The following is a 20,658-nucleotide window of genomic DNA, read 5'->3' on the forward strand; positions in this document are numbered from 1 at the left end:
AGAGTAAATTAAAGCAAAAAAACAGCAGCCTATAACGGCTGCTGTTTGCTATGTGTTTGGCTTTCAAAGGGTTCTAGCTCGGGTAGAAAAAGTAAATAAATCCACACAACTACATTAAAATACGGGAGTAGGCCTAAAGTAGCAAATACGCCTACTGGGTAGCCCTTTAGCTGCGCGTATCGATAGCACTGATACGCAATTACACAATGTATTACGAGAAGTAAAATAATCAACTGCGCCATACCTTCCTCCTTAAACCTGACAAGCTTTAACCTCTATGTAATTGCTAGCCATGTATGTTTATAGGTAATGTCATGTTTTTATTGTTAAATCATCAAAACAACAAGACATTTACTAAGTGGTACGTAAAGTATAGGCAATAAGTGCAATAATGATAGTAATAAAATGCTTAAAACTGTTTAAAAATGTTTAGCTGACGCTAGGCTGTTGTTGGGTAAAAGGTTTCTTCTGGTAAATAATTTTAAGCGTCGATTGTACTTTTTCTACAGGGACGGGTCGGGCAATAAAATAGCCTTGTCCGTAGTCAACACCAATCTTTTTTAGGGCAAAAAATATCTCTTCGCTCTCTACGTATTCAGCTACTGAGCGCTTATCAAGAGAGCGGCTTATATCGTTAATAGCCTTAACGAGTGCTAAGTCGATTGGGTCGTTAATCATGTCACGCACAAACGAGCCGTCTATTTTAACATGCTGCGCAGGTAACTGTTTTAAATAGTTAAATGTGCTAAAGCCTGTACCAAAGTCATCAATAGAAAAATGACAGCCTAAACTGTTTAGCTTTTCTATCATTTTACGGGTAGCTTTTAAGTTGTTGACTGAGGCCGACTCGGTAATTTCAAAAATAATACGCGAAGGCGGTACGTGGTATTTTTCTAGGCTCGATTCTATATGTGGCAATAAGCGTTCATCTAAAAACGATTGAGCAGAAAGGTTAATAGCCACTTGATTTAAATCTGGGTGTTCAGCAACGCTCGCAATAGCATTACGAATAACACATTGGTCCATCAAAAAAGTATCGTTAAGTAGCTCAAGGGAGGGAATAAATTGATTAGGAAAAATAAGCTTATCGTCTATTTTAAGACGTAGCAACGCTTCAAAATAAGCCACTTTATTGGCCTTAAAGTCCCATATCGGCTGATAGTGTAGTTCCACGTTGTCCTGTTGAAGCGCCTGTCGGATCTCATGCCCCCACTCAAGTCCTGTTTGCAGAGTGTTATTCTGCGCATCTTCTTTTGAGTAGCAATGCACTAGGTTACGGCCTAAACTTTTAGCAATATATAGGGCAATGTCGGCTTGCTTAAGGCATTCACTCGGATCACAATTTTGAGCCGTTATTTGCGTTAAGCCAATAGAGCAACTAATTGAGTAAACTTGGTCTTCTGATTTAAACTCGTGTTGTTCAATCGCGCTACAAATACTCTCTGCAATTAGGTGAGCATCTAGCAACTGCGTATTTTTTAAAATAACTGCAAATTCGTCACCGCCTATTCTACAAACTAAATGTTTAGCGCTAATGTTCGCTTCAAATAATTGGGCAACATCTTTTAGTACTATATCGCCTTGTTGATGGCCTTTACTATCGTTAATTATTTTAAAATGATCTAAATCGATATAAATAAGTGCGTGCTCTACACCACCATAGGTATGCTTGGTTTGGCATATTTTATTAAGTTGTTGATCAAAATAATAACGATTATGTAAGCCGGTGAGCGTATCATGCAGTGCTAAGTGGCGCAGTTTTAACTCGGCTTGTTTTCGCTCATGTATGTTGTCGATTGTGGCAGTAATAGTGGCATTATTACTGCTGTTTTTTATTAGCTGTAACCGGCATTCAACCCAAATCTGATTGCCATTTTTATGATTAAGTTGAATTTCAACTTGCTGCTGTTGTGTGCCGCCATTAAGAATATCGTTAATGGTCGTATTTAGTTTTACTTGGCATTCATCTGAGCAATAGTCGATTAAAGACTTTTGCAAAGACGATTTAACCCCAAAGCCACTTAGTGTTTCCCAAGCGGGGTTTATAAAGCGAATTTTACCTCGTTGGTCGAGCTCTAATACCACCGTGTTTAAATGCAGTAAAATACGTTGGTGCGCCGAAAACAGCTCCTTGTAGCGAACTTCGCTAATACTTAGCTGCTCAACCTTTTGTGCAAACTCAGCATAACTCACCATAAAGTCTTCACGGCGCGCAGCATGGTCACACACCTTATTTAAAAACGACGGGTCGTACGGCGCTCTTATAAAGTCAGTCACACCTGACAACAGTAATTGCTCTGCATAGTCTGCATCGTTATTGTCAATAATAGTGACAATGGCTTGTTTAGGGTTATGTTGTAGTATTTCTTCGACTAAAAGACTTGAAGTATCAGCGCGCGACGCGGTTGCATCAAGCAATACAATAGCAAATTGTTGTTGGTTGTAAGCATTTAAAGCACTTTGGCTTGATGTAACATGGGTAATAGCAAAATTGAGCTTAAGTTGCTGCGCTATTTCATCGGCTTTTTGCGCTATTGGTTCTAGTAAGAGTAAATTAAGACGGCTACTTTTTTCTAAATGTGTAGATAATACATTTGCCAACACCTGCGGCAACATGTCTTGGTGCTCAAAGGGCAGTACAGCGTCTATGCCGTAACTCCGTGCGGTGGTTTCTGCTATACGCTCACAGTAGATTGGCGGAATAAGTAAAATAGGGGTATTTTTAGGTGTTTTAAGTAAGCCTGAGCGGATCATGCGAGAAAAACGCCAGCCATCTATTTTCCCTACGCTTAAACCAGTGATAATCATGTTTACGGGCTGTTTTTTTAATAGGGTGAGCGCATCTTGGCTATCTGCGGCTTCTATGAATTCAAATACGTTTAAGTATTCTAAAGTGGCGCGTATAGTTCGGCGTTCTTCGCTACTTGCGTTTAGAATGAGCAACTTCAGCTTATCTGCCACTTTTTTATAACCCCAAAACTAAACCATTATTATCAAAGGCAGTAAGAATAATGATATTTACTAATAAGAACAAGATTATTTAAAGTAGTTACTCAAATGTATCTAAAATAGGGTGAATCCTCTCAACTGTTGTAGATATCTTGAGCTTAGCCCAGGATAGATATACACTTGGCGCGATTTTATTGATGTGGAATACCGACTATGCGCGTGGCTGACTTTAGCTTTGACTTACCTGATGAATTAATTGCTCGTTTTCCTAAACAAGACAGAACCAGCAGCCGTTTACTAACCCTAGATGGCTCAACTGGCAACGTTGAACACAAAGTGTTTAGCGACCTACTTGATTTAGTTAACGAAGGTGACTTATTAGTATTTAATAATACCCGCGTTATTCCTGCCCGTATGTTTGGTCAAAAAGCCTCTGGCGGAAAAGTTGAAGTGCTTGTAGAGCGTGTAGTTGATGAACACCGCGTACTTGCCCATGTAAGAGCTAGTAAGTCGTTAAAGCCGGGTAACGAAGTTATTTTAGAAGGCAAAGCAAAAGCGACAATGATTGCGCGTCACGATACGTTATTTGAGCTTGAATTCGATCGTAGTCAAAATGTACTCGATATTCTAAACGATATTGGTCACATGCCTTTACCTCCTTATATTGACCGCCCTGACACCGAGGCTGACCGCGAGCGTTATCAAACCGTTTATGGTGAAAAACCTGGAGCCGTAGCAGCGCCTACGGCAGGGCTGCATTTTGACGATAAGTTAATGGCGGCACTAAAACAAAAAGGCGTAAACATGGCGTTTGTTACGCTACATGTAGGCGCGGGTACGTTTCAGCCGGTGCGTGTAGAAAGTGTAGATGAGCATGTAATGCACTCAGAATACATTGAGGTGCCTGACAGCGTGGTACAGGCTGTTGCACAAACTAAGGCAAATGGCGGGCGTGTAATTGCAGTGGGAACAACTTCAGTGCGTTCGCTAGAGTCGGCAGCAAAAATACACGGCGGTAAATTAGATAGCTATTTTGGCGACACCGATATTTTTATTTTTCCGGGTTATCAGTTTAATGTAGTTGATGCCATGGTGACTAATTTTCACTTGCCTGAATCAACCCTAATTATGCTAGTAAGTGCCTTTAGCGGCCAAGATAACATTATGGGTGCGTACAACACCGCTATTGAACAAAAGTATCGCTTTTTTAGCTATGGTGATGCGATGTTTTTAACGCGTAAATAAACACCTTTATAATCGGTACACTTACTAAAAACCCAGCGCACACGCTGGGTTTTTATTTGCCTGTGCTAATACGTAGTGAATTTAGCGCAGCTAATAGTAATAGCGGGGCAAAAAGGGTAGAATCGAGCGGTTAAATTATAGCTTGTTGGACTGTTTTTCCGACATTGAGGATGATATGAAATTTGAATTAGACCGCACCGACGGAAAAGCGCGCCGCGGCCGCTTGATTTTTGACCGTGGTGTAATAGAAACGCCTGCATTTATGCCAGTAGGTACTTACGGTACTGTTAAGGGCATGACCCCAGATGAAGTTAAAGCCACAGGGGCACAAATTTGTTTGGGTAACACCTTTCATTTAATGTTACGCCCAGGTACTGAAATCATTAAGCAACACGGTGATTTACACGACTTTATGAATTGGGACTTTCCAATTTTAACTGACTCGGGTGGTTTCCAAGTATTTAGCCTTGGCGCTATGCGTAAAATTACCGAAGAAGGCGTGTTGTTCCAATCGCCGGTAAATGGTGACCAAATTATGATGTCGCCTGAAAAATCAATGGAAGTACAGCGTGATTTAGGCTCAGACATCGTGATGATTTTTGACGAATGTACGCCATACCCAGCCACTGAAAAAGAAGCTAAAGAGTCTATGGAGCTATCGCTTCGTTGGGCTAAGCGCTCTAAAGAAGGCCACGGCGACAACCCATCAGCTTTATTTGGTATTATTCAAGGTGGTATGTACCCTGAGTTACGTGCACAATCACAAAAAGGCCTAGAAGAAATTGGCTTTGATGGTTACGCATTAGGTGGCCTATCAGTGGGTGAGCCTAAAAACGAAATGATGAATATTCTTGATCATTGTGCGTACAAAATGCCAGAGGATAAACCACGCTACTTAATGGGTGTAGGTAAACCTGAGGATTTAGTTGAGTCTGTACGCCGTGGTATTGATATGTTTGACTGTGTAATGCCTACGCGTAATGCACGTAATGGTCATTTATTTATTACTACAGGCACAATTAAAATTCGTAACGCAGTGCATAAAACAGACACTGGTCCGCTTGATCCTGAGTGTGATTGCCATACTTGTAAAAATTACTCGCGTGCTTATTTACATCACCTTGATAAATGTAACGAAATTTTAGGCGCACGACTAAACACAATCCATAACTTACGATACTATCAGCGTGTTATGGAAGGCCTACGCAATGCTATTAGTGAAGGTAAACTAGAAGAATTTGTTAGTGATTTTTATGCTCGCCGTGGCCAAGAAGTGCCAGAGCTTGCAGATATAAATTAAAATTTAAAAATATAGAGGAAGTATTATGAGTTTATTTATTTCAAACGCACACGCCGCTGCTGGTCAACCTGCTGCAGGTGGTGGTTGGGAAATGCTAATTATGTTAGCTATTTTCGGTTTGGTTTTTTACTTTTTAATTTACCGCCCACAAGCTAAGCGCGTTAAAGAGCATAAAAGCTTAATGAGTGCGATGGCTAAAGGTGATGAAGTACTTACCCAAGGCGGTTTAGTTGGCAAAATCGTAAAAATTGCTGAAGATAAAGATTTCATCGTGATTTCTTTAAATGAGCAAGCTGAAGTTACAGTACAAAAATCGGCAGTATCTGCTGTATTGCCTAAAGGCACAATGAAGTCACTATAAAAATAAAAAGGACATGCCTGTGTTAAACAAGTTTCCAATTTGGAAGTATTTACTTGTTTTAGCTGTGGTAGCCATTGGCCTTTTATATGCTTCTCCAAACTTGTATGGCCGCGATCCGGCTATACAAGTTTCGGGGGCAAAAGGTGCAGATGTCGATCTCAGTGTAGTAGACAAAGTAAACGCAACCCTCAAACAACATAATGTAACAGCTAAGTCTACCGTGCTTGAAGGCGGCCAAGTATTAGTGCGTTTTAAAAATGTTGAAGAACAGCTAAAAGCGCAAGACTTACTGCGTAATTCTCTTAGCGACGATTATATTTCTGCTATTAATATGGCACCCGCTCAACCAGCATGGTTAAAATCATTGGGTGGTAACCCGATGAAGCTAGGTCTTGATTTAAGTGGTGGTGTTCACTTCACCATGGAAATCGACATGGCAACCGCGGTAGATAATCAGCTAGAGCAAATGGAACAAGATTTTCGTAGCGACCTACGCGAAGAAAAACTTCGTTACCGTAGTGTTCGCCGTGTAGCAGGGTCTGAGCGTATGCGTGTAGAAATGCGTACCGAAGAAGATAAAGAGGCGGCTGAACGCTTCTTAGCATCGCGCTACCCACTAAACGTATACATTGATGATAGCAGTAACGATCGCGCATTTTTTGCCACTATGAGTGAGCAAAAGCTTAAAGAAATACGTGACTACGCTATTAAGCAAAACGAAACCATTATTCGTAATCGTATTAACCAAATTGGTGTTGCAGAGCCTAACGTACAGCGCCAAGGTGCTGAGCGTATTATTGTGCAACTACCAGGTGTACAAGATACAGCACGCGCTAAAGAAATTTTAGGTGCAACGGCCACGCTTGAATTTCGTGAAGTAGACGAAAATGCTGACCCAAGTGCGGCTGCTCAAGGGCGTATTCCCGCAGGCACAGAAATGATCATGAGTCGCGATGGTTACCCTGTGGTACTTAAAAAGCGTGTCATTCTTGAAGGGAGCCATATCACAGGTGCGCAATCAGGCAACGATGAATACCAGCGCCCACAAGTGAGCATTACCTTAGATAGCAAAGGCGGGGCAAAAATGAATGCCTTTACCAAACGCGCTATTGGTAAGCGCATGGCCACGGTATTTATAGAGTACAAGCCATCGGGCAAAAAAGACGCTGACGGTAAAGCACTTCCACCTATTAAGGTAGAAGAGGTTATTAACGTTGCGACTATTCAAGCTCGTCTTGACCGCTCATTCCGTATTACAGGTATTGATAACCCAGCCGAAGCTCACAACTTAAGCTTGCTATTACGCGCCGGAGCACTAGTTGCGCCAATTCAAATTGTTGAAGAGCGCACAGTAGGCCCAAGCCTAGGCCAAGAAAACATAGAAGCGGGTATGACAGCTGTAGCTCTTGGTTTTGCGTTTGTGCTTGCCTTTATGCTTATTTACTACAAAGGGTTTGGTTTAGTTGCCAACATAGCACTTGCCGCTAACTTAGTACTTATTGTAGGTGTAATGTCGTTAATTCCAGGTGCTACATTAACGCTGCCAGGTATTGCCGGTATTGTATTAACCGTAGGTATGGCAGTAGATGCTAACGTACTTATTTTTGAGCGTATTCGTGAAGAGCTGGCCGATGGTCGTAGCCCGCAACAAGCCGTTCATTTTGGTTACGATAGCGCCTTTAGTACTATATTTGATGCCAATATCACCACACTAATTGCGGCCATTATATTATTTGCAGTGGGCACCGGCCCAATTGCAGGTTTTGCCGTAACGCTGGCAATTGGTATTTTAACTTCAATGTTTACAGCCATAGTTGGTACCCGTGCGGTAATTAACTTATTTATTGGTGGTAAGCGCATTGATAAACTTTCAATTTAAGGAGCGGACATGCAAATTTTAAGTTTGGGTGGTAAAACCCTACGTTTCATGTCACTTCGTAAAGTGGCAATGGGTTTTTCTACGCTATTAATTTTAGCGTCGTTTGCCTCAATTTTTATCAAAGGTTTAAACTTTGGTTTAGATTTTACTGGCGGTACTGCTGTAGAGGTTGGTTTTTCGCAACCTGCAGATTTGAAAAAAGTACGCTCAGTATTAGCTGAAAACGGTTTTGCCGATGCCTCAGTGCAGCTGTTTGGTTCTAGCCAAGATATTTTGGTGCGTTTAGCGCCGCGCGGCAGTGAAGTAAAAGCCGAAGTTATTGGTAATCAAGTGATTACTGCCTTAAAGCAAGCTGATGAAAGCGTAGTAATGCGCCGTATTGAGTTTGTAGGTCCAAGCGTAGGGGAAGACTTAAAAGAGCAGGGTGGCCTTGCCATGTTAACTGCGCTTATTTGTATTTTGATTTACGTGGCATTTCGCTTTGAGTGGCGTTTTGCTGTGGGCGCAGTGGGGGCATTACTACACGATGTAATTATTACTGTTGGCTTGTTTTCTGTATTAGGGTTAGAGTTTGACTTAACTATTTTAGCGGCCATATTGGCGGTAATTGGTTACTCACTTAACGATACTATTGTGGTATCTGACCGTATTCGTGAAAACTTCCGTAAAGTACGCATCGACGACACGATTGAAATTATCGACATGTCGTTAACGCAAACACTTAATCGTACACTTGTAACGTCAATCACCACCATTTTGGTATTGATTGCGCTATTTGTGTGGGGCGGACAAACCATTCACGGTTTTGCTACTGCCTTGTTATTTGGTGTGTTTATTGGTACTTATTCTTCAGTTTACGTTGCAAGCTCGGTAGCGATTACCATGGGCGTAAGTAAAGAAGATTTAATACCCGAAGTGGTAGAAAAAGAAGGCGCCGACCTAGACGCATTGCCGTAATAGAGTCAACGCTTAAAAAAAACCGCTCAATTGAGCGGTTTTTTATTGCGTGGTACTTAATACACATGCAATAAAATTGTCATACAGGCTTGCTACTTTAATGCCCCAATTAAACAACAATCAGGTTTTGCAGTGGCAATGCAGCGCAAAGTACTAGACTATATTTTAATTAATGGTGAAATAACCACGTTATTTCAGCCTATTTTTGATATAGCTAATCAAGCAATTATAGGTTACGAAGCGCTAAGCCGTGGGCCCAAAAACAGCCCTTTAGAAATGCCTAACCGATTATTTTCAGCAGCCAGCGAGCACGCTTTAATTTCAGAACTTGAGCTATTGTGTCGCTCAAAAGCAATTGAAAATTTTGTAAAGCTTAACTTAAGCGGTAAGTTATTTTTAAATGTAAGTCCTAAAACGTTGCTCGACCCTTGCCACCCAAAGGGTGAAACTCTTCACTTAACAGAGCAATTTGGCTTAGCAGCAAACCGCGTAGTAATTGAGGTAACAGAGCAAGAAAAGGTCGACGATGGCTTTTTATTATTAAAAACAATTGCACATTACCGGGAGCTGGGTTTTACCATTGCCATTGATGACTTAGGTGCTGGTTACTCGGGGTTAAAGCAATGGTCTGAACTCTGCCCCGACTTTGTAAAAATAGATCGTTACTTTATTGATCATTGTGATGAAAGCGAAGTTAAAAAAGAATTTTTGAAATCGATTACGGTACTAGCAAAAGCAACAAACACCGCGGTCATAGCCGAAGGCATAGAAAGAGTGGAAGAGCTTGCCTATGTTAAAAGCTTAGGAATAGCAAATGTACAAGGGTTTTTACTGGAAAAACCAAACACAACCCCCAGCCTTGATTACAGCTCAGCGCAATTACACTCATTAAACTTTAAGCAGTCAAATAATACATTTGATCAATCAATGGCGATTGGTTGGCTTGCTATTACACAAGAAGCAATAGGCAGCGAAACCCGTTGCAAAGATGCCCATACGCTATTTGAAAAAGACAAGTCTGTGATGAGCCTAGCGGTGTTAAATAAAACTGGCCAGCCTGTTGGATTACTCCATAAAGATCAGCTTACAGAAGTGTTTGCCGCGCCTTATGGCCATGCTCTTTACGACAAGTGCCCCGTCACCGATTTTATGGATAAACAGCCTTTAGTGGTGGATGAAAATCAGCTTCTCGACGCTGTGAGCCAGCAAATTACAGAGCAAGACTTTGATATTCGTCGCCACATTGTGATCACGCGTGATAGACGTTACCTTGGGCTTGCCCCCTTACGTGATATTTTAAAACACATAACAGAAGAAAAAATTCGTCATGCCCAGCATGCTAATCCGTTAACCATGCTCCCTGGAAATGTGGCGATTAATGAGGCAATAGAGCAACGGCTACGCTCTCAAAGTGCGTTTTCGCTGGCTTATATAGATCTTAATCATTTTAAGCAATTTAATGATTTATACGGCTATGCCAGTGGAGATAGTGTGATCAAGTTATTGGCAGATGTAATTGTGCAAGCCTGCGAAAACAGTGCTAACTTTGTAGGACATATAGGTGGTGATGACTTTATGGTGGTGTTTGCTCAATCAGATGCTGTGCATATTTGTAATACCGTAATTGAGCAATTTGAACTGCAATCACGCACTTTTTTTACGCCTGAGCACATTAAGAGCAAAGGTTACTGGGCTACAAATCGTGAGGGAGAAAAGCAATTTGTACCTTTACTAACGTTATCAATTGGCCTTGTGGAGCCCGACTTACAGGAATGTAAAAACAGCCATCAAGTTGCAGCGTTGGCAACAGATGCTAAAAAAGAGGCTAAGCGGTATCGCCATAGTTATTTGTTTATATGCAAGCGCAGAAAACCTGCGCCAGCCCTAGTGCGCCTAGCACCAGAAAATAAACAGGTAGTATAAAAATAGGTAATTATTATGTTGCCATTAAAAATTGTCGTTGGTGGGTTTGCTTTATTTGCAATTAGCTTTTTTACGCATGGGGTTGAAGTTGTTAATGTTGCTCAAAAGCAAAGTGTGCAAAATGCACGCGAAGAATACCTAAGTGAACTATTAACACGCGCGCTAGAGCGGGCCAATTATCCTGTAGATATAAAAATGCAGCCAGTGAGCTTGCAGCAACAACGTGATTTAATTGAGTTAGATAAAACAGGGTTAGATATTTATTGGAGCATGAGTAGCCCCGAGCGAGAGGCGCGGGCAATAGCGGTTAAAATACCCTTATTTAAAGGGTTTATAGGTAAGCGCGTTTTGCTAACCAGTAAAAAAAATGTTGGAAAATTTAAAGGTATTACTACTTTAGCGCAGTTAATGGAGCTCTCTGCAGTGCAAGGGCATGATTGGCCAGATACAAAAATAATGGCCTATAACGGCTTACCTGTAAGGCCGCTGAGTAACTATCAAGCTATGTTTACGCTTACCAGCCGGGGACGAATCGATTACTTTCCACGATCATTTATCGAAGTTAATTCTGAATTGGTTGCTAATGCACAAAGTAACTTAGTTATTGTGCCTAATTTATTTATTAGTTACCCCACGGGTATTTATTACTTTGTTGTTAGTAGTAAACCTGCTTTAGCGCAGGCTATAGAGCGGGGGCTAAAAAAAATGCAAAACAGTGGTGAGTTTGATGCGTTGTTTGATGAGTATTTTGCAAAAGATATAAACTCACTCCCTTTTACTAAAGGATACGTCACAGAATTAAAGCTTGATAACCCTTACTTTTAAAACAAAAAAGGAGCCTCAGGCTCCTTTTATTATACAGTTAACCGCACTTTATTAGCGAAGTAACGACTCAGATAATACCGGGCGAATTTCGCGGATAATTGCTTGAGTAAGCTTAGGGGCTCCACAAATAATGTTGCCGCTATGGTTGTAGTTAATACCACCTGCAAAATCAACAACCATGCCGCCAGCTTCTTTTACAAGTAACTCGCCAGCTGCTGTATCCCAAGGTTTTAAACCAATTTCAAAAAAGCCATCAACACGGCCCGCGGCTACATATGCCATATCAAGGGCAGCAGAGCCTGCACGGCGAATGTCTGCAGTGTGTACAAATAAAGCTTTAAATGCATCTGAGTATGCATCTAAGTGATGCTTTTGTTTAAACGGAAAGCCTGTTGCTAAAATTGAACCAGCTAACTCTACGGTTTTAGTCACCCGTAAACGTTTGCTGTTTAGTTGTGCGCCTTGGCCACGAGATGCAGTGAAAAGTTCGCCACGAATTGGATCGTAAATTACAGCTTGGTCTAAACGACCTTTTACTTTTAGTGCGATAGAAACCGCGAAATGAGGGATACCCTTGATGAAGTTAGTTGTGCCATCAAGTGGGTCAACAATCCATTGGTAATCTGCATCTTTGCCTTTGTGCTCACCTAGCTCCTCACCAACAATGCAGTGGTCTGGGTAAGATTTTAAAATTGTATCACGAATTACGGCTTCGGCTTCTTTATCAATGTTGGTCACTAAATCGTTAGTGCCTTTTTGTTGAATTTCAACTTTTGATAAATCTTCACTTGCGCGAAGTAAAATTTTGCCTGCGTTGCGCGCAGCGCGAACCGCAATGTTTAACATTGGATGCATGGTATTACCTTTGGGTTGTAAAAGAACGTTTATATATTTAAGCCGGCGTATTTTAGCGACTTTTGCCATAAAGTAAACAATAAACCCCAAATACTTTTGTGTGTTTTTTGTACTACCTTGAAACACCTATATATTTATTCATTTAAAATTTTATAAATAACTTGAGCTTTGGGTAATAAACCTATCTCCAGCTGCTATTTTTAGTGCTAACAGTGCTGATTTTACTTGCAATAGGCCTGCTCTTGATACGTGAATTTGCCTTGTTTTCATTGTAAATATTTGGCCAAAGAAAATTAATTCAAACATCACAATAGTTCATTATGTTAGTAAATATCTTAGTCGGGGGACGGGTAAAAAAATAAAAAAGTGCTTTACCTAAAGTTAGCTTGAGGTTTTATCTTATTTTTAAGCAATTAACTAAGGTAAATAATAATGAAATTAGAACACGTACATTTAGTAGTAAACGATATAGACGCAATGCTTACATTTTACCGAGCAGCGTTTCCGTATTGGTCAATTAGAAGTGAAGGTAACAACACGTGGTATGGCAAACCTAAGCGCTGGGTACATTTTGGTGACGATAATCACTACATGGCTATAAGCGACAACGGCGAGCATAAAAACAGAGATTTGACAGGGCATCAAGTCGGGCTAGCGCATTTTGCCTACGTTACAAATAACTTAGACGCTGTTATACAACGCTTAAAAAACGCCGGATTTAGCGCTGATAAAATGGGGGCGGAAAACCCATTTAGAAAAAACGTATACTACTTAGACCCAGCAGGGTTTGAGGTTGAGTTTGTGCAGTATATGAGTGACATTCCAAGCGAGCGAAATAACGACTTATAAAAAGAGTATTAAAAAGAGGACAGAAAAGCGCTCAATAGGGCTTTTCTATCCCCTACACTTTATGTGCACTATTTATTGTTCACGCCAAGCTGCGCTTTTAAGTCATTAGCAAAGCTTATAAACTTTTCTTTTATAGTACGCTTTACTTTAACCTCTACAGAGCCTAATACAGTCCTTCCTTCAATCTGAATTGTGGGGCCTTGGCGCTTATTCAGCGAGACCGTTTTATTTTCAAAGCTGCCCATTATACAAAACATTTTTGAAACCACATTAACGTGCTCTGGTACGTATATTTCTTCACTTCCAAAATAACAGCTGACGTGAATAGTGACGTGTTGGTGAGTGAATATGGCATCGGTAAAGTCGAGCACAATTGACCCCATATAATTTTGGATATAAATATCTTTAGGCACAACCCATTGGCCGCTACGTTCGCTTGAGCCCAAAATGCTTTTTAACGTTAGGCTTTCATTTTCGCCTTGTTGTGTACTGTAGTTAGGCGCGAACTGAGTTTGTTTTTGAGCAGTATACTGTGTATCGGCATGTAGAGTTAAATCCTCAACTAAGCCAAGTAGAGCCGTGTTGTCGGTTGTATCCATAGCGCTGTCTAGGCGCCTTTCGAAGGCTTCAGCAGATATCTCACCATGGCTGTAATTATAAATAAGTTGATCTATCACTTGCTCACGAACTTGCTCTATTGGGCGGTCTTCAATTTTTACAGACATGGGATTAATCCTTTTATATTTGCATTATCGTTTTATTAGCAAGCCATATACCAATATTAAAGTTATTGTATATCAATCACTTATTCTTTATTCGAGTTCCGTTGTTTTACTATATTAACGATAAATTAACCAAAACAGCAATATAATCGTTATTTTTACCACTTAAGAAAGTTTTACCTAATAGCCTGTAAATGTTTACTCAGCTGTATTTCTATTTATAGCTCATGAAACGTCTAAGTGTATGAATTTAATTGATAAATAAAGTTGGCCTAAAGCTCGCATATATAAAAGTGTCTTTAATCAAAAGGAGAAAGATTATGAAAACATTTAACAAATCTATGATTGCGGCTTTAGTTTTAGGTACTACAGCTATGGGTGCTCAAGCGGGCACGTGGGAAAATGAAAGTAAAGATGCTTGGATTGATGGTAAGGCAGAAACAGTGCTTCTTATGAACACTAATCTAAACAACTTTGACATTAACACTGATGTAAAAAATGGCAAGGTAGTACTTACAGGTAAAGTAAACAGCGACCTTGATAAAGAACTAGCTGAAGAGCTTGTAATTAGCCTAGATGGCGTATCTGATGTAGAAAACAACCTAACTGTTGTGAAAAACATGGATATGGACGACAAAGATCGTAACACTATGGATGATGACGATAACGACTTAACTGACGCTAAAATCACCACAGTAATTACAACACGTTTCTTATTTGACTCAGAGGTTGACGGTACAGATATCGACGTTGATACCGACAACGGTATAGTAAAGCTTAAAGGTTCAGTTGAATCTGAAGCTGAAAAGCAGCTAGCAGTAAAAATTGCTAAAAATGCTGAAGACGTTCGTGACGTAGTAGATGAACTAACTATCGTTGCTGAATAATGCACTATACTAAAAGCCCAGCTTAGCTGGGCTTTTTGCTTGTCATTTTTAAAGGAGCTACATTATGGATATCATTCGTATAATATTGTCGATTTTATTACCGCCACTGGGTGTATTTTTACAAGTTGGTTTAGGTATGCACTTTTGGCTAAATATTTTACTAACTTTACTGGGTTACTTCCCTGGTTTAATTCACGCTATTTACATTATCGCTAAAAAATAATGTGTGGTGTGTTCAATGTGAGCCGGCCACTTTTTTATAATTATTAAAATTGTAAAAAAGCGGCTTGCATACTTCTGCATTTATTTTCCCACTATTTCCTGCCTATTCGCACGCAAAAAGATTACTATTTAAGCAGTCGGCTTACTGATTGTTAAAATAAAGGTTTTTGCTAGTGACAAGCCTTAAAAAACTTTTTATACTGCAACCCGCTTTAGTCGCTCAGTGGCTAAACGCTTCAAAAATTAACTACCGCGTAGTTATACAAAGTTGGCCCCTTAGCTCAGTTGGTTAGAGCACACGACTCATAATCGTTAGGTCCCCAGTTCGAGTCTGGGAGGGGCCACCATTTTAAATATCCTATAGTAATAACATTTCATTCAATGGCTTATAGCTACTTAGCCAATATCTTTAAGATAACTAATCATTTAGCATTTTAGGCAACAAGCTAGAACTGTAATTTAGATTTATCCCTCTATTTTATATTCTGCAATCAAGAAGGTAGTTATCTTGCTAGCGACAGCTGTTATTATAAGTCCTGCGGCTTTTTCAAAAACTGCTCGTTATAGCTTTTAAGTATTAATAAATGAAAAAGCGCACTAAACAGTGCGCTTTTTTATGCAATTTACTTTTTATAAGTAGCTTCTAATTAACTTGGTACTTACTGTTAGTACGAATGTAGATAGTTGCAGGTTTGTCGCTGTTATTTTCAAGCGAGTGGGTAAAGTTACCGGTTGATTCTACATAGCTGCCTGCGCTTAGGTTTTGCGCTTTATCTTGCTCGCTTGAGTTGTACTCAACGGCGCCGGCTATAACAACAGCACGAAATTCGCTTGCATCTGTTTTTATTTCACCTTTAAAGCCGGCAGGAAGTTTAATCATTGAGCCGTTCATGTCAGCTGTATTTCCCCAAAGGTAGGTTGTTTGCACGCCTTGGGCGTTAATGTTGTTTAAATCGCTGCTGTTTAACCACACCATGTTGTCTGCATGTAGGTTTAGCGGGCGCTCGCCATTATCAAACTGCTCTTTTGTGGGCTTTACCAAATAAGGGCCTGAGTCTATTTCTAGGTAAATTAAGTTAGTTTTGCTATTAGCTGCTGTAGTGTGGTTTTCACCTGCAGGTTGTGTCCAAAATGAACCCGCTGGCATCCACATTTTTTCAGCTGTTGGGTCGTCATTATGCATTTGTCCTTCAATAACGATACCGCGGTAGGTAATGTTGTGAATGTGTGGTGGAGATTCAAAGCCTTTTTTAAAGCGTACTAACATGCCTGTAGCAGTATTGGTTGTGCGATTTCCCCATAAATCTGCAGCGCCTGGGCTTTTATCTCCACGTAGTGGGTTTAAATAACCCCAATCAATATTGCTAGCGGCAACTACTTTTGATGCGCTTTGCTGTGCTAAAGCTGGCGTTGATATGAGTGTGGCAACCAGTGCAAGGGTTGATACATTAAGTGATAATTTCATTAAAAGCTCCGTTGAATTGGTATGCCGTATATAGTAAGACCTAAAATTCAGTCAATAAATGAGCATATATTAAATACACTTTCGCAAAAACGTGGATAATAACGTTATAGTTATGCAAGCTGTGAACGTAACAAGAGGGCGTGATGAAAATAGCCGATCTACAGGTATTATTGAAAGTGGCTGAGCTGCAATCCATTACTGCTGCTGCAAATCAATTGGACATGAGCTCATCTGCTGCTAGCGTTTCTTTAAAGCGGATAGAGCAGTCGCTTGGTGCACAATTATTTGTGCGCACAACAAGGCAAATACGCCTTACACCTGAAGGGGAGCGCTATTTACCTCTTTGCCAACAGGCGCTGGATTTGTTGCAGCAAGGGCAAGTACTTATTCATGAAGAGCAGCAATCAATTAGTGGTGAAGTACGAATCGCCGTGTCATCCGAAATGGGGCGCAACCTTATGCGGGTGTTACTTAATAACGTGATGGATAAACACAGCGAAGTGACGCTGCGCTTGCAAGCAAGCGACAGCCGCGCAGACTTTTACCGCGATGGTGTTGATGTTGCGCTGCGCGCCTTGACCAAAGAGGCTGCACAGGATTTAAATTTATATGGGTTTAAAATTTGTAACATTGCACATGTGCTGTGTGCCTCGCCTGATTATATTAACAAGCATGGTGAGCCTTCAGCCCCAGAGGATTTAGTGAATCACAATGCGCTGTTATATAAGCTTTATGAGGTAGTGCATGATGGGTGGGAGTTTTATAACGATAACCAAAAATATAAGGTTAAAATGAACAGCGACCGCGCTGTTAACGATGGCGATATAGTTAGACGTTGGTGTATTGATGGCACCGGGATTGCTAAAAAATCGGCCATTGATGTAGCAGAAGACTTATTGACTGGTAGGCTAAAAAGATTAATGCCTGATTACAAAATCCCCCTAACTGAAATGTGGTTAGTACTGCCTAGCCGCCAGCTAATAACGCCCGCCATTAGACTTATTCGTGATGAGTTAAAACACACTATTAGCCAATTAAGAAAAAACTTGATTGCGCAAGGGATAATCAACGAGCAAGAGTGGCCCGACTCACCTTAGTTTACTTTACGTGAGGTTAGTTTTAGCTAGCCTTGCGCCTTTAAAATTCAATTCGCTTTCCAGCGGTGGATTAAATTAAAATATACGCTCTTCTTTTATGTTCTATTTTTTCTAATTATTGGGCTTATTGCTCAGCTGATCCTATATTTATTCTAAGCAGGTGTTAGTTAAGCCCTTTATCCATTTACAGGTATCGTATGTTACTTAAACAAAAAGTTTATATTAGTCTTATTTTAGCTATTGTTGTGCCATTAGCGGTTTCTACGTTTTTATTTTCAAATAGTATTCAAAATCATACCGATGAAAAGCTCGCAAAGGTTGATTTACCTACCGCGCTGAGTGAAGTTAAAAGCAAAATTGAGCTTGAACTTGCCACTCCCATTATTGTTGCTAAAGAGATTGCGCAAAACAGCTTTGTTAAACAATGGCTAAGTAACGGTGAGAGTGAGCAAGCAAGGGCCGATTATATTAATTATTTAGCCAGCATTAAAAAAGATAACAACGCAGTTATTGCTTATATAATTTCTAAAAACAGTAACAACTATTACACAGATACTGGCATATCTAGAAAGATAGATAGAAATGAAGATGTATGGTTTGATCAGTTTTTATCCTCTAACAGACCCTTTGAAATAGCACTGGACATAGATAAAACCACAAATAGCATGGTGGTTTTTATTAACTATGCGCTACAAATTAATGGCGAGCGTACCGCCATTACGGGCGTAGGACGCTCGCTTGATTCTATGATCAACTTAATTAATGAATACCGTATTGGCGAGGCCGGTGTAGTGTATTTGGTTTCTGATAAAGGTGAGGTAATGCTTCACAGTGATAGAAGTAAAATGGGCCAAAAAATTAATATTAACGATATTAAAAATGGCGCCATTATTAGTAAAACAATGGCCGGTGAAGATTATGTTGTATCGAGTACACCTATTGAATCATTAGGCTGGCACTTAGTAGCAGAAGTACCCGAGCAGCAGCTATACGGGCCAATAAACAGTGCCATTAATAGCAATTTATTATTTGGTGTGATCATTGCCATTATTGGCTTTGCCCTAGCCAGAGTTTTAGTGTCGCAAATATTTAAACCCATTGAAAATATAACCGCTGCTGTGAGCGCGTTAACTAAAAAAGACGGCGATTTAACTGTAAGGCTGCCCACTAACGATAACAACGAAATATCAGAACTTGCCGCTAACTTTAATTTATTTTTAGAGCAGTTGCATGGCATGTTTAAGCAGGTTTCGGACTCAGCAACTCACGTAAAAAGTATTTCAGAGGATGTGTTAGTACAAGTACAAGGAGCCGCCAATTTGGCCGAGGTGCAATCATCTAGTACGCAAACTGTGGCGGCAGCCGTTAACGAGATGGAAGTCACCGTACAAGATATTTCAAATAGTGCCAGTAATGCCTCTGACATTGCTTCTTCAACAGAGGAAGCGACCCACAAAGGGGTTGAGTTTGTAAATAGTACGATAAAGCAAATGGAGCAGTTAGAAAACGCCATGGCTACCTCGGTTGCCTCGGTAACTGAGCTTTCAGGGGAAATAAAATCAATTACACAGGTGCTTGATGTTATTAAAGCAATATCGGAGCAAACTAACTTACTGGCGCTCAATGCTGCCATAGAAGCTGCACGGGCAGGTGAACACGGCCGTGGTTTTGCGGTTGTAGCCGATGAAGTAAGAACCCTTGCTATGCGTACTGCAGAGTCGACCGAGCAAATTAACGAAATGATAGACACGTTAAACTCTAAGGCGTCTAGCACGGTGTCGGATATAGAGCTGGGGAGTAAGAATACCTTAGAAAATGCTGAGCGCTTAAAAGTAACTGGCAGTACCTTAACGGGTATTTCTCAAGAAATTGTTACGCTAAGTGAACTAAATAGCTCGGTGGCTACAGCCACCCGCGAGCAAACATTGGCGACCTCAGAAATTAGCCAAAATGTAGTAATGATTTCTGACTCTGCGCAGCAAACAAAGCAAAATATGAAAACCTCAGAGGAGTTATGCAGCGGGCTAAATGAAGAGTCAAATATATTAAAAGAATTACTAGGTAAGTTTACGCTTTAGCAAAGTAATAGGTTTCAGTGAAAAGCGCGCTGTAATTTGGTAACAGCGCGTTTTATAACACTTAGTTCTTTCGGTAAATCTCGTGTTGAATGTCGTAAATATTAACGCTTAAACTATCAGAGTCTCGACAGTAGGTTTTTAGACATTCAAGCAAGCTCTCACTCAACATTTGTTTTTGTTCAATCGAGCGCCCAGCCATGATATGCGCCGCAATATGAATAAACCCTTCTTTTCCTTCACCTAGCTGATATTGCTGATAAGCAATTGCGCGGGTTTTAATGGTTTCTAGGTCAAACAAACCACTTTGAAAAGTCGCGTTGTGTACTTTTTCAACAAGCACTTGCGGTAATACAGGAAGATCTTCAGAGTGTTCAATAATAATGTGCGGCATTTACGCGTTTCCTATTATGAGTTACTACGTGGGCGTGCGCGTCATTGTACCAAAGCCTGAACTGCGCGCTAACCCCTGAATAGTCTAAATTTAGTTGTATTAATTTTTGATGGTAGTATAAAAACAGTCACGTGAACCTTCGCTTATAAGCAAAATTAAGGATTAATATGAAATTACCATACCGCTTTAAACGTTTAGCTGTGCTCTTAGGTGCAGTGGTTACATTAAGTGCCTGCTCAGATGACGTTGCGTCGGTGAGTTTAGGGCTGTTTACTACTAAAGATGTAGTGGTAAATTCGCAGCAAGACCCGCTAGTAAAAGGGGTTACGTGCCATATTAGCCATATTGAGGCCGACTTAGATTTTTCAGATCCCTCTGATATGTCTATTGCGTGCCGTCAAACTGGGCCAATTACAGCCGATATGCTACAAGCAATAGACCGTAGTAAGTCAGGCGAGGTGGTGTTTAAGTCATCAAAAAGTATTTTATTTAAATCGCTAAAAGTGCGTCGTATTTACGATGCACAAAACCGCACATTATTATACTTATCGTACTCGACTAAAGAGTCGAGCGGCAGCCATCACCATGCACTTTCAACAGTGCCTTTATATAAGACACAGGCCTGGAACTGGGCACTTGAACAAAAATAAGAG

General features: G+C 40.5%; 19 protein-coding genes and 1 tRNA gene. 14 read left to right on the plus strand and 6 right to left on the minus strand.

Features of this window, described 5'->3' with window-relative positions; genetic code table 11:
- Window positions 1-29 precede the first annotated feature (29 nt).
- Window positions 30-242, minus strand: coding sequence for a hypothetical protein (locus AN391_RS06805; RefSeq protein WP_024031438.1), 213 nt, complete (start codon window positions 240-242; stop codon window positions 30-32).
- 187 nt (window positions 243-429) lie between these two features.
- A complete protein-coding gene (locus AN391_RS06810) occupies window positions 430-2,961 on the minus strand; it encodes an EAL domain-containing protein (RefSeq protein WP_055014700.1) in 2,532 nt (843 codons plus the stop codon).
- 201 nt (window positions 2,962-3,162) lie between these two features.
- Between AN391_RS06810 and queA the strand changes: the two genes are divergently transcribed.
- The 7 genes from queA (at window position 3,163) to AN391_RS06845 (ending at window position 11,439) form a co-directional block, all read left to right on the plus strand.
- Entirely contained in the window at window positions 3,163-4,194 is a 1,032-nt protein-coding gene (gene queA / locus AN391_RS06815) for a tRNA preQ1(34) S-adenosylmethionine ribosyltransferase-isomerase QueA (protein WP_055014701.1), read from the plus strand.
- Between the two features lie 175 nt (window positions 4,195-4,369).
- Complete coding sequence (gene tgt, locus AN391_RS06820) at window positions 4,370-5,494, plus strand: tRNA guanosine(34) transglycosylase Tgt (RefSeq protein ID WP_055014702.1); 1,125 nt, start codon at window positions 4,370-4,372, stop codon at window positions 5,492-5,494.
- A gap of 25 nt (window positions 5,495-5,519) precedes the next feature.
- Entirely contained in the window at window positions 5,520-5,855 is a 336-nt protein-coding gene (yajC, locus tag AN391_RS06825) for a preprotein translocase subunit YajC (protein ID WP_055014703.1), read from the plus strand.
- Between the two features lie 19 nt (window positions 5,856-5,874).
- Entirely contained in the window at window positions 5,875-7,734 is a 1,860-nt protein-coding gene (gene secD / locus AN391_RS06830; RefSeq protein ID WP_055014759.1) for a protein translocase subunit SecD, read from the plus strand.
- A 9-nt stretch (window positions 7,735-7,743) separates the two neighbouring features.
- On the plus strand, window positions 7,744-8,691 hold the full coding sequence (gene secF / locus AN391_RS06835) for a protein translocase subunit SecF (RefSeq protein ID WP_055014704.1): 948 nt from the start codon (window positions 7,744-7,746) through the stop codon (window positions 8,689-8,691).
- Window positions 8,692-8,829: 138 nt separating this feature from the next.
- A complete protein-coding gene (locus AN391_RS06840) occupies window positions 8,830-10,614 on the plus strand; it encodes a bifunctional diguanylate cyclase/phosphodiesterase (RefSeq protein ID WP_055014705.1) in 1,785 nt (594 codons plus the stop codon).
- A gap of 15 nt (window positions 10,615-10,629) precedes the next feature.
- The gene (locus AN391_RS06845; protein ID WP_055014706.1) at window positions 10,630-11,439 is read left to right on the plus strand and encodes an ABC transporter substrate-binding protein; all 810 of its coding nucleotides are present in this window, start codon (window positions 10,630-10,632) and stop codon (window positions 11,437-11,439) included.
- A gap of 51 nt (window positions 11,440-11,490) precedes the next feature.
- Here the strand turns inward: AN391_RS06845 and suhB are convergent, their stop codons facing one another.
- Window positions 11,491-12,294, minus strand: a complete 804-nt coding sequence (gene suhB, locus AN391_RS06850; RefSeq protein WP_055014760.1) for an inositol-1-monophosphatase — start codon at window positions 12,292-12,294, stop codon at window positions 11,491-11,493.
- A gap of 432 nt (window positions 12,295-12,726) precedes the next feature.
- Between suhB and AN391_RS06855 the strand changes: the two genes are divergently transcribed.
- Window positions 12,727-13,143 (plus strand): VOC family protein, encoded by a 417-nt coding sequence (locus AN391_RS06855; RefSeq protein WP_055014707.1) that lies wholly within the window; start codon window positions 12,727-12,729, stop codon window positions 13,141-13,143.
- 68 nt (window positions 13,144-13,211) lie between these two features.
- Here the strand turns inward: AN391_RS06855 and AN391_RS06860 are convergent, their stop codons facing one another.
- Window positions 13,212-13,868, minus strand: coding sequence for a LiaF domain-containing protein (locus tag AN391_RS06860; RefSeq protein WP_055014708.1), 657 nt, complete (start codon window positions 13,866-13,868; stop codon window positions 13,212-13,214).
- Window positions 13,869-14,185: 317 nt separating this feature from the next.
- Here AN391_RS06860 and AN391_RS06865 point away from each other — a divergent pair, with 317 nt between their 5' ends.
- The 3 genes from AN391_RS06865 to AN391_RS06870 all read left to right on the plus strand — a co-directional run bounded on the left by AN391_RS06865 (window position 14,186) and on the right by AN391_RS06870 (window position 15,321).
- On the plus strand, window positions 14,186-14,752 hold the full coding sequence (locus AN391_RS06865; protein ID WP_055014709.1) for a BON domain-containing protein: 567 nt from the start codon (window positions 14,186-14,188) through the stop codon (window positions 14,750-14,752).
- 64 nt (window positions 14,753-14,816) lie between these two features.
- The gene (locus AN391_RS20360) at window positions 14,817-14,975 is read left to right on the plus strand and encodes a YqaE/Pmp3 family membrane protein (protein ID WP_004587604.1); all 159 of its coding nucleotides are present in this window, start codon (window positions 14,817-14,819) and stop codon (window positions 14,973-14,975) included.
- A 269-nt stretch (window positions 14,976-15,244) separates the two neighbouring features.
- A tRNA-Ile gene (locus AN391_RS06870) sits at window positions 15,245-15,321 on the plus strand.
- Window positions 15,322-15,617: 296 nt separating this feature from the next.
- Here the strand turns inward: AN391_RS06870 and AN391_RS06875 are convergent.
- A complete protein-coding gene (locus tag AN391_RS06875; RefSeq protein WP_055014710.1) occupies window positions 15,618-16,439 on the minus strand; it encodes a DUF4437 domain-containing protein in 822 nt (273 codons plus the stop codon).
- Between the two features lie 143 nt (window positions 16,440-16,582).
- Here AN391_RS06875 and AN391_RS06880 point away from each other — a divergent pair, with 143 nt between their 5' ends.
- Together AN391_RS06880 and AN391_RS06885 are read left to right on the plus strand one after the other, a co-directional pair.
- Window positions 16,583-17,536 carry a LysR family transcriptional regulator gene (locus tag AN391_RS06880; protein WP_055014711.1) on the plus strand — a complete coding sequence of 318 codons (954 nt, stop codon included), beginning with the start codon at window positions 16,583-16,585 and terminating at the stop codon, window positions 17,534-17,536.
- A 197-nt stretch (window positions 17,537-17,733) separates the two neighbouring features.
- Complete coding sequence (locus AN391_RS06885) at window positions 17,734-19,614, plus strand: methyl-accepting chemotaxis protein (RefSeq protein ID WP_055014712.1); 1,881 nt, start codon at window positions 17,734-17,736, stop codon at window positions 19,612-19,614.
- A 61-nt stretch (window positions 19,615-19,675) separates the two neighbouring features.
- Here the strand turns inward: AN391_RS06885 and AN391_RS06890 are convergent, their stop codons facing one another.
- Entirely contained in the window at window positions 19,676-20,005 is a 330-nt protein-coding gene (locus AN391_RS06890) for a 5-carboxymethyl-2-hydroxymuconate Delta-isomerase (protein ID WP_004588643.1), read from the minus strand.
- 167 nt (window positions 20,006-20,172) lie between these two features.
- Between AN391_RS06890 and AN391_RS06895 the strand changes: the two genes are divergently transcribed.
- On the plus strand, window positions 20,173-20,655 hold the full coding sequence (locus AN391_RS06895; protein ID WP_055014713.1) for a CreA family protein: 483 nt from the start codon (window positions 20,173-20,175) through the stop codon (window positions 20,653-20,655).
- Window positions 20,656-20,658: the final 3 nt, after the last annotated feature.

The sequence above is a fragment of the Pseudoalteromonas sp. P1-13-1a genome (genome assembly GCF_001401875.1).
Taxonomy (GTDB): domain Bacteria; phylum Pseudomonadota; class Gammaproteobacteria; order Enterobacterales; family Alteromonadaceae; genus Pseudoalteromonas.

Excerpts from the sequence above, each read along its gene's own strand:
- AN391_RS06805 (WP_024031438.1), bottom strand. The coding sequence starts at position 242 with ATGGCGCAGTTGATTATTTTACTTCTCGTAATACATTGTGTAATTGCG.
- queA (WP_055014701.1), top strand. The coding sequence starts at position 3,163 with ATGCGCGTGGCTGACTTTAGCTTTGACTTACCTGATGAATTAATTGCT.
- tgt (WP_055014702.1), top strand. The coding sequence starts at position 4,370 with ATGAAATTTGAATTAGACCGCACCGACGGAAAAGCGCGCCGCGGCCGC.
- yajC (WP_055014703.1), top strand. The coding sequence starts at position 5,520 with ATGAGTTTATTTATTTCAAACGCACACGCCGCTGCTGGTCAACCTGCT.
- secF (WP_055014704.1), top strand. The coding sequence starts at position 7,744 with ATGCAAATTTTAAGTTTGGGTGGTAAAACCCTACGTTTCATGTCACTT.
- AN391_RS06840 (WP_055014705.1), top strand. The coding sequence starts at position 8,830 with ATGCAGCGCAAAGTACTAGACTATATTTTAATTAATGGTGAAATAACC.
- AN391_RS06845 (WP_055014706.1), top strand. The coding sequence starts at position 10,630 with ATGTTGCCATTAAAAATTGTCGTTGGTGGGTTTGCTTTATTTGCAATT.
- suhB (WP_055014760.1), bottom strand. The coding sequence starts at position 12,294 with ATGCATCCAATGTTAAACATTGCGGTTCGCGCTGCGCGCAACGCAGGC.
- AN391_RS06855 (WP_055014707.1), top strand. The coding sequence starts at position 12,727 with ATGAAATTAGAACACGTACATTTAGTAGTAAACGATATAGACGCAATG.
- AN391_RS06860 (WP_055014708.1), bottom strand. The coding sequence starts at position 13,868 with ATGTCTGTAAAAATTGAAGACCGCCCAATAGAGCAAGTTCGTGAGCAA.
- AN391_RS06865 (WP_055014709.1), top strand. The coding sequence starts at position 14,186 with ATGAAAACATTTAACAAATCTATGATTGCGGCTTTAGTTTTAGGTACT.
- AN391_RS20360 (WP_004587604.1), top strand. The coding sequence starts at position 14,817 with ATGGATATCATTCGTATAATATTGTCGATTTTATTACCGCCACTGGGT.
- AN391_RS06875 (WP_055014710.1), bottom strand. The coding sequence starts at position 16,439 with ATGAAATTATCACTTAATGTATCAACCCTTGCACTGGTTGCCACACTC.
- AN391_RS06880 (WP_055014711.1), top strand. The coding sequence starts at position 16,583 with ATGAAAATAGCCGATCTACAGGTATTATTGAAAGTGGCTGAGCTGCAA.
- AN391_RS06885 (WP_055014712.1), top strand. The coding sequence starts at position 17,734 with ATGTTACTTAAACAAAAAGTTTATATTAGTCTTATTTTAGCTATTGTT.
- AN391_RS06890 (WP_004588643.1), bottom strand. The coding sequence starts at position 20,005 with ATGCCGCACATTATTATTGAACACTCTGAAGATCTTCCTGTATTACCG.
- AN391_RS06895 (WP_055014713.1), top strand. The coding sequence starts at position 20,173 with ATGAAATTACCATACCGCTTTAAACGTTTAGCTGTGCTCTTAGGTGCA.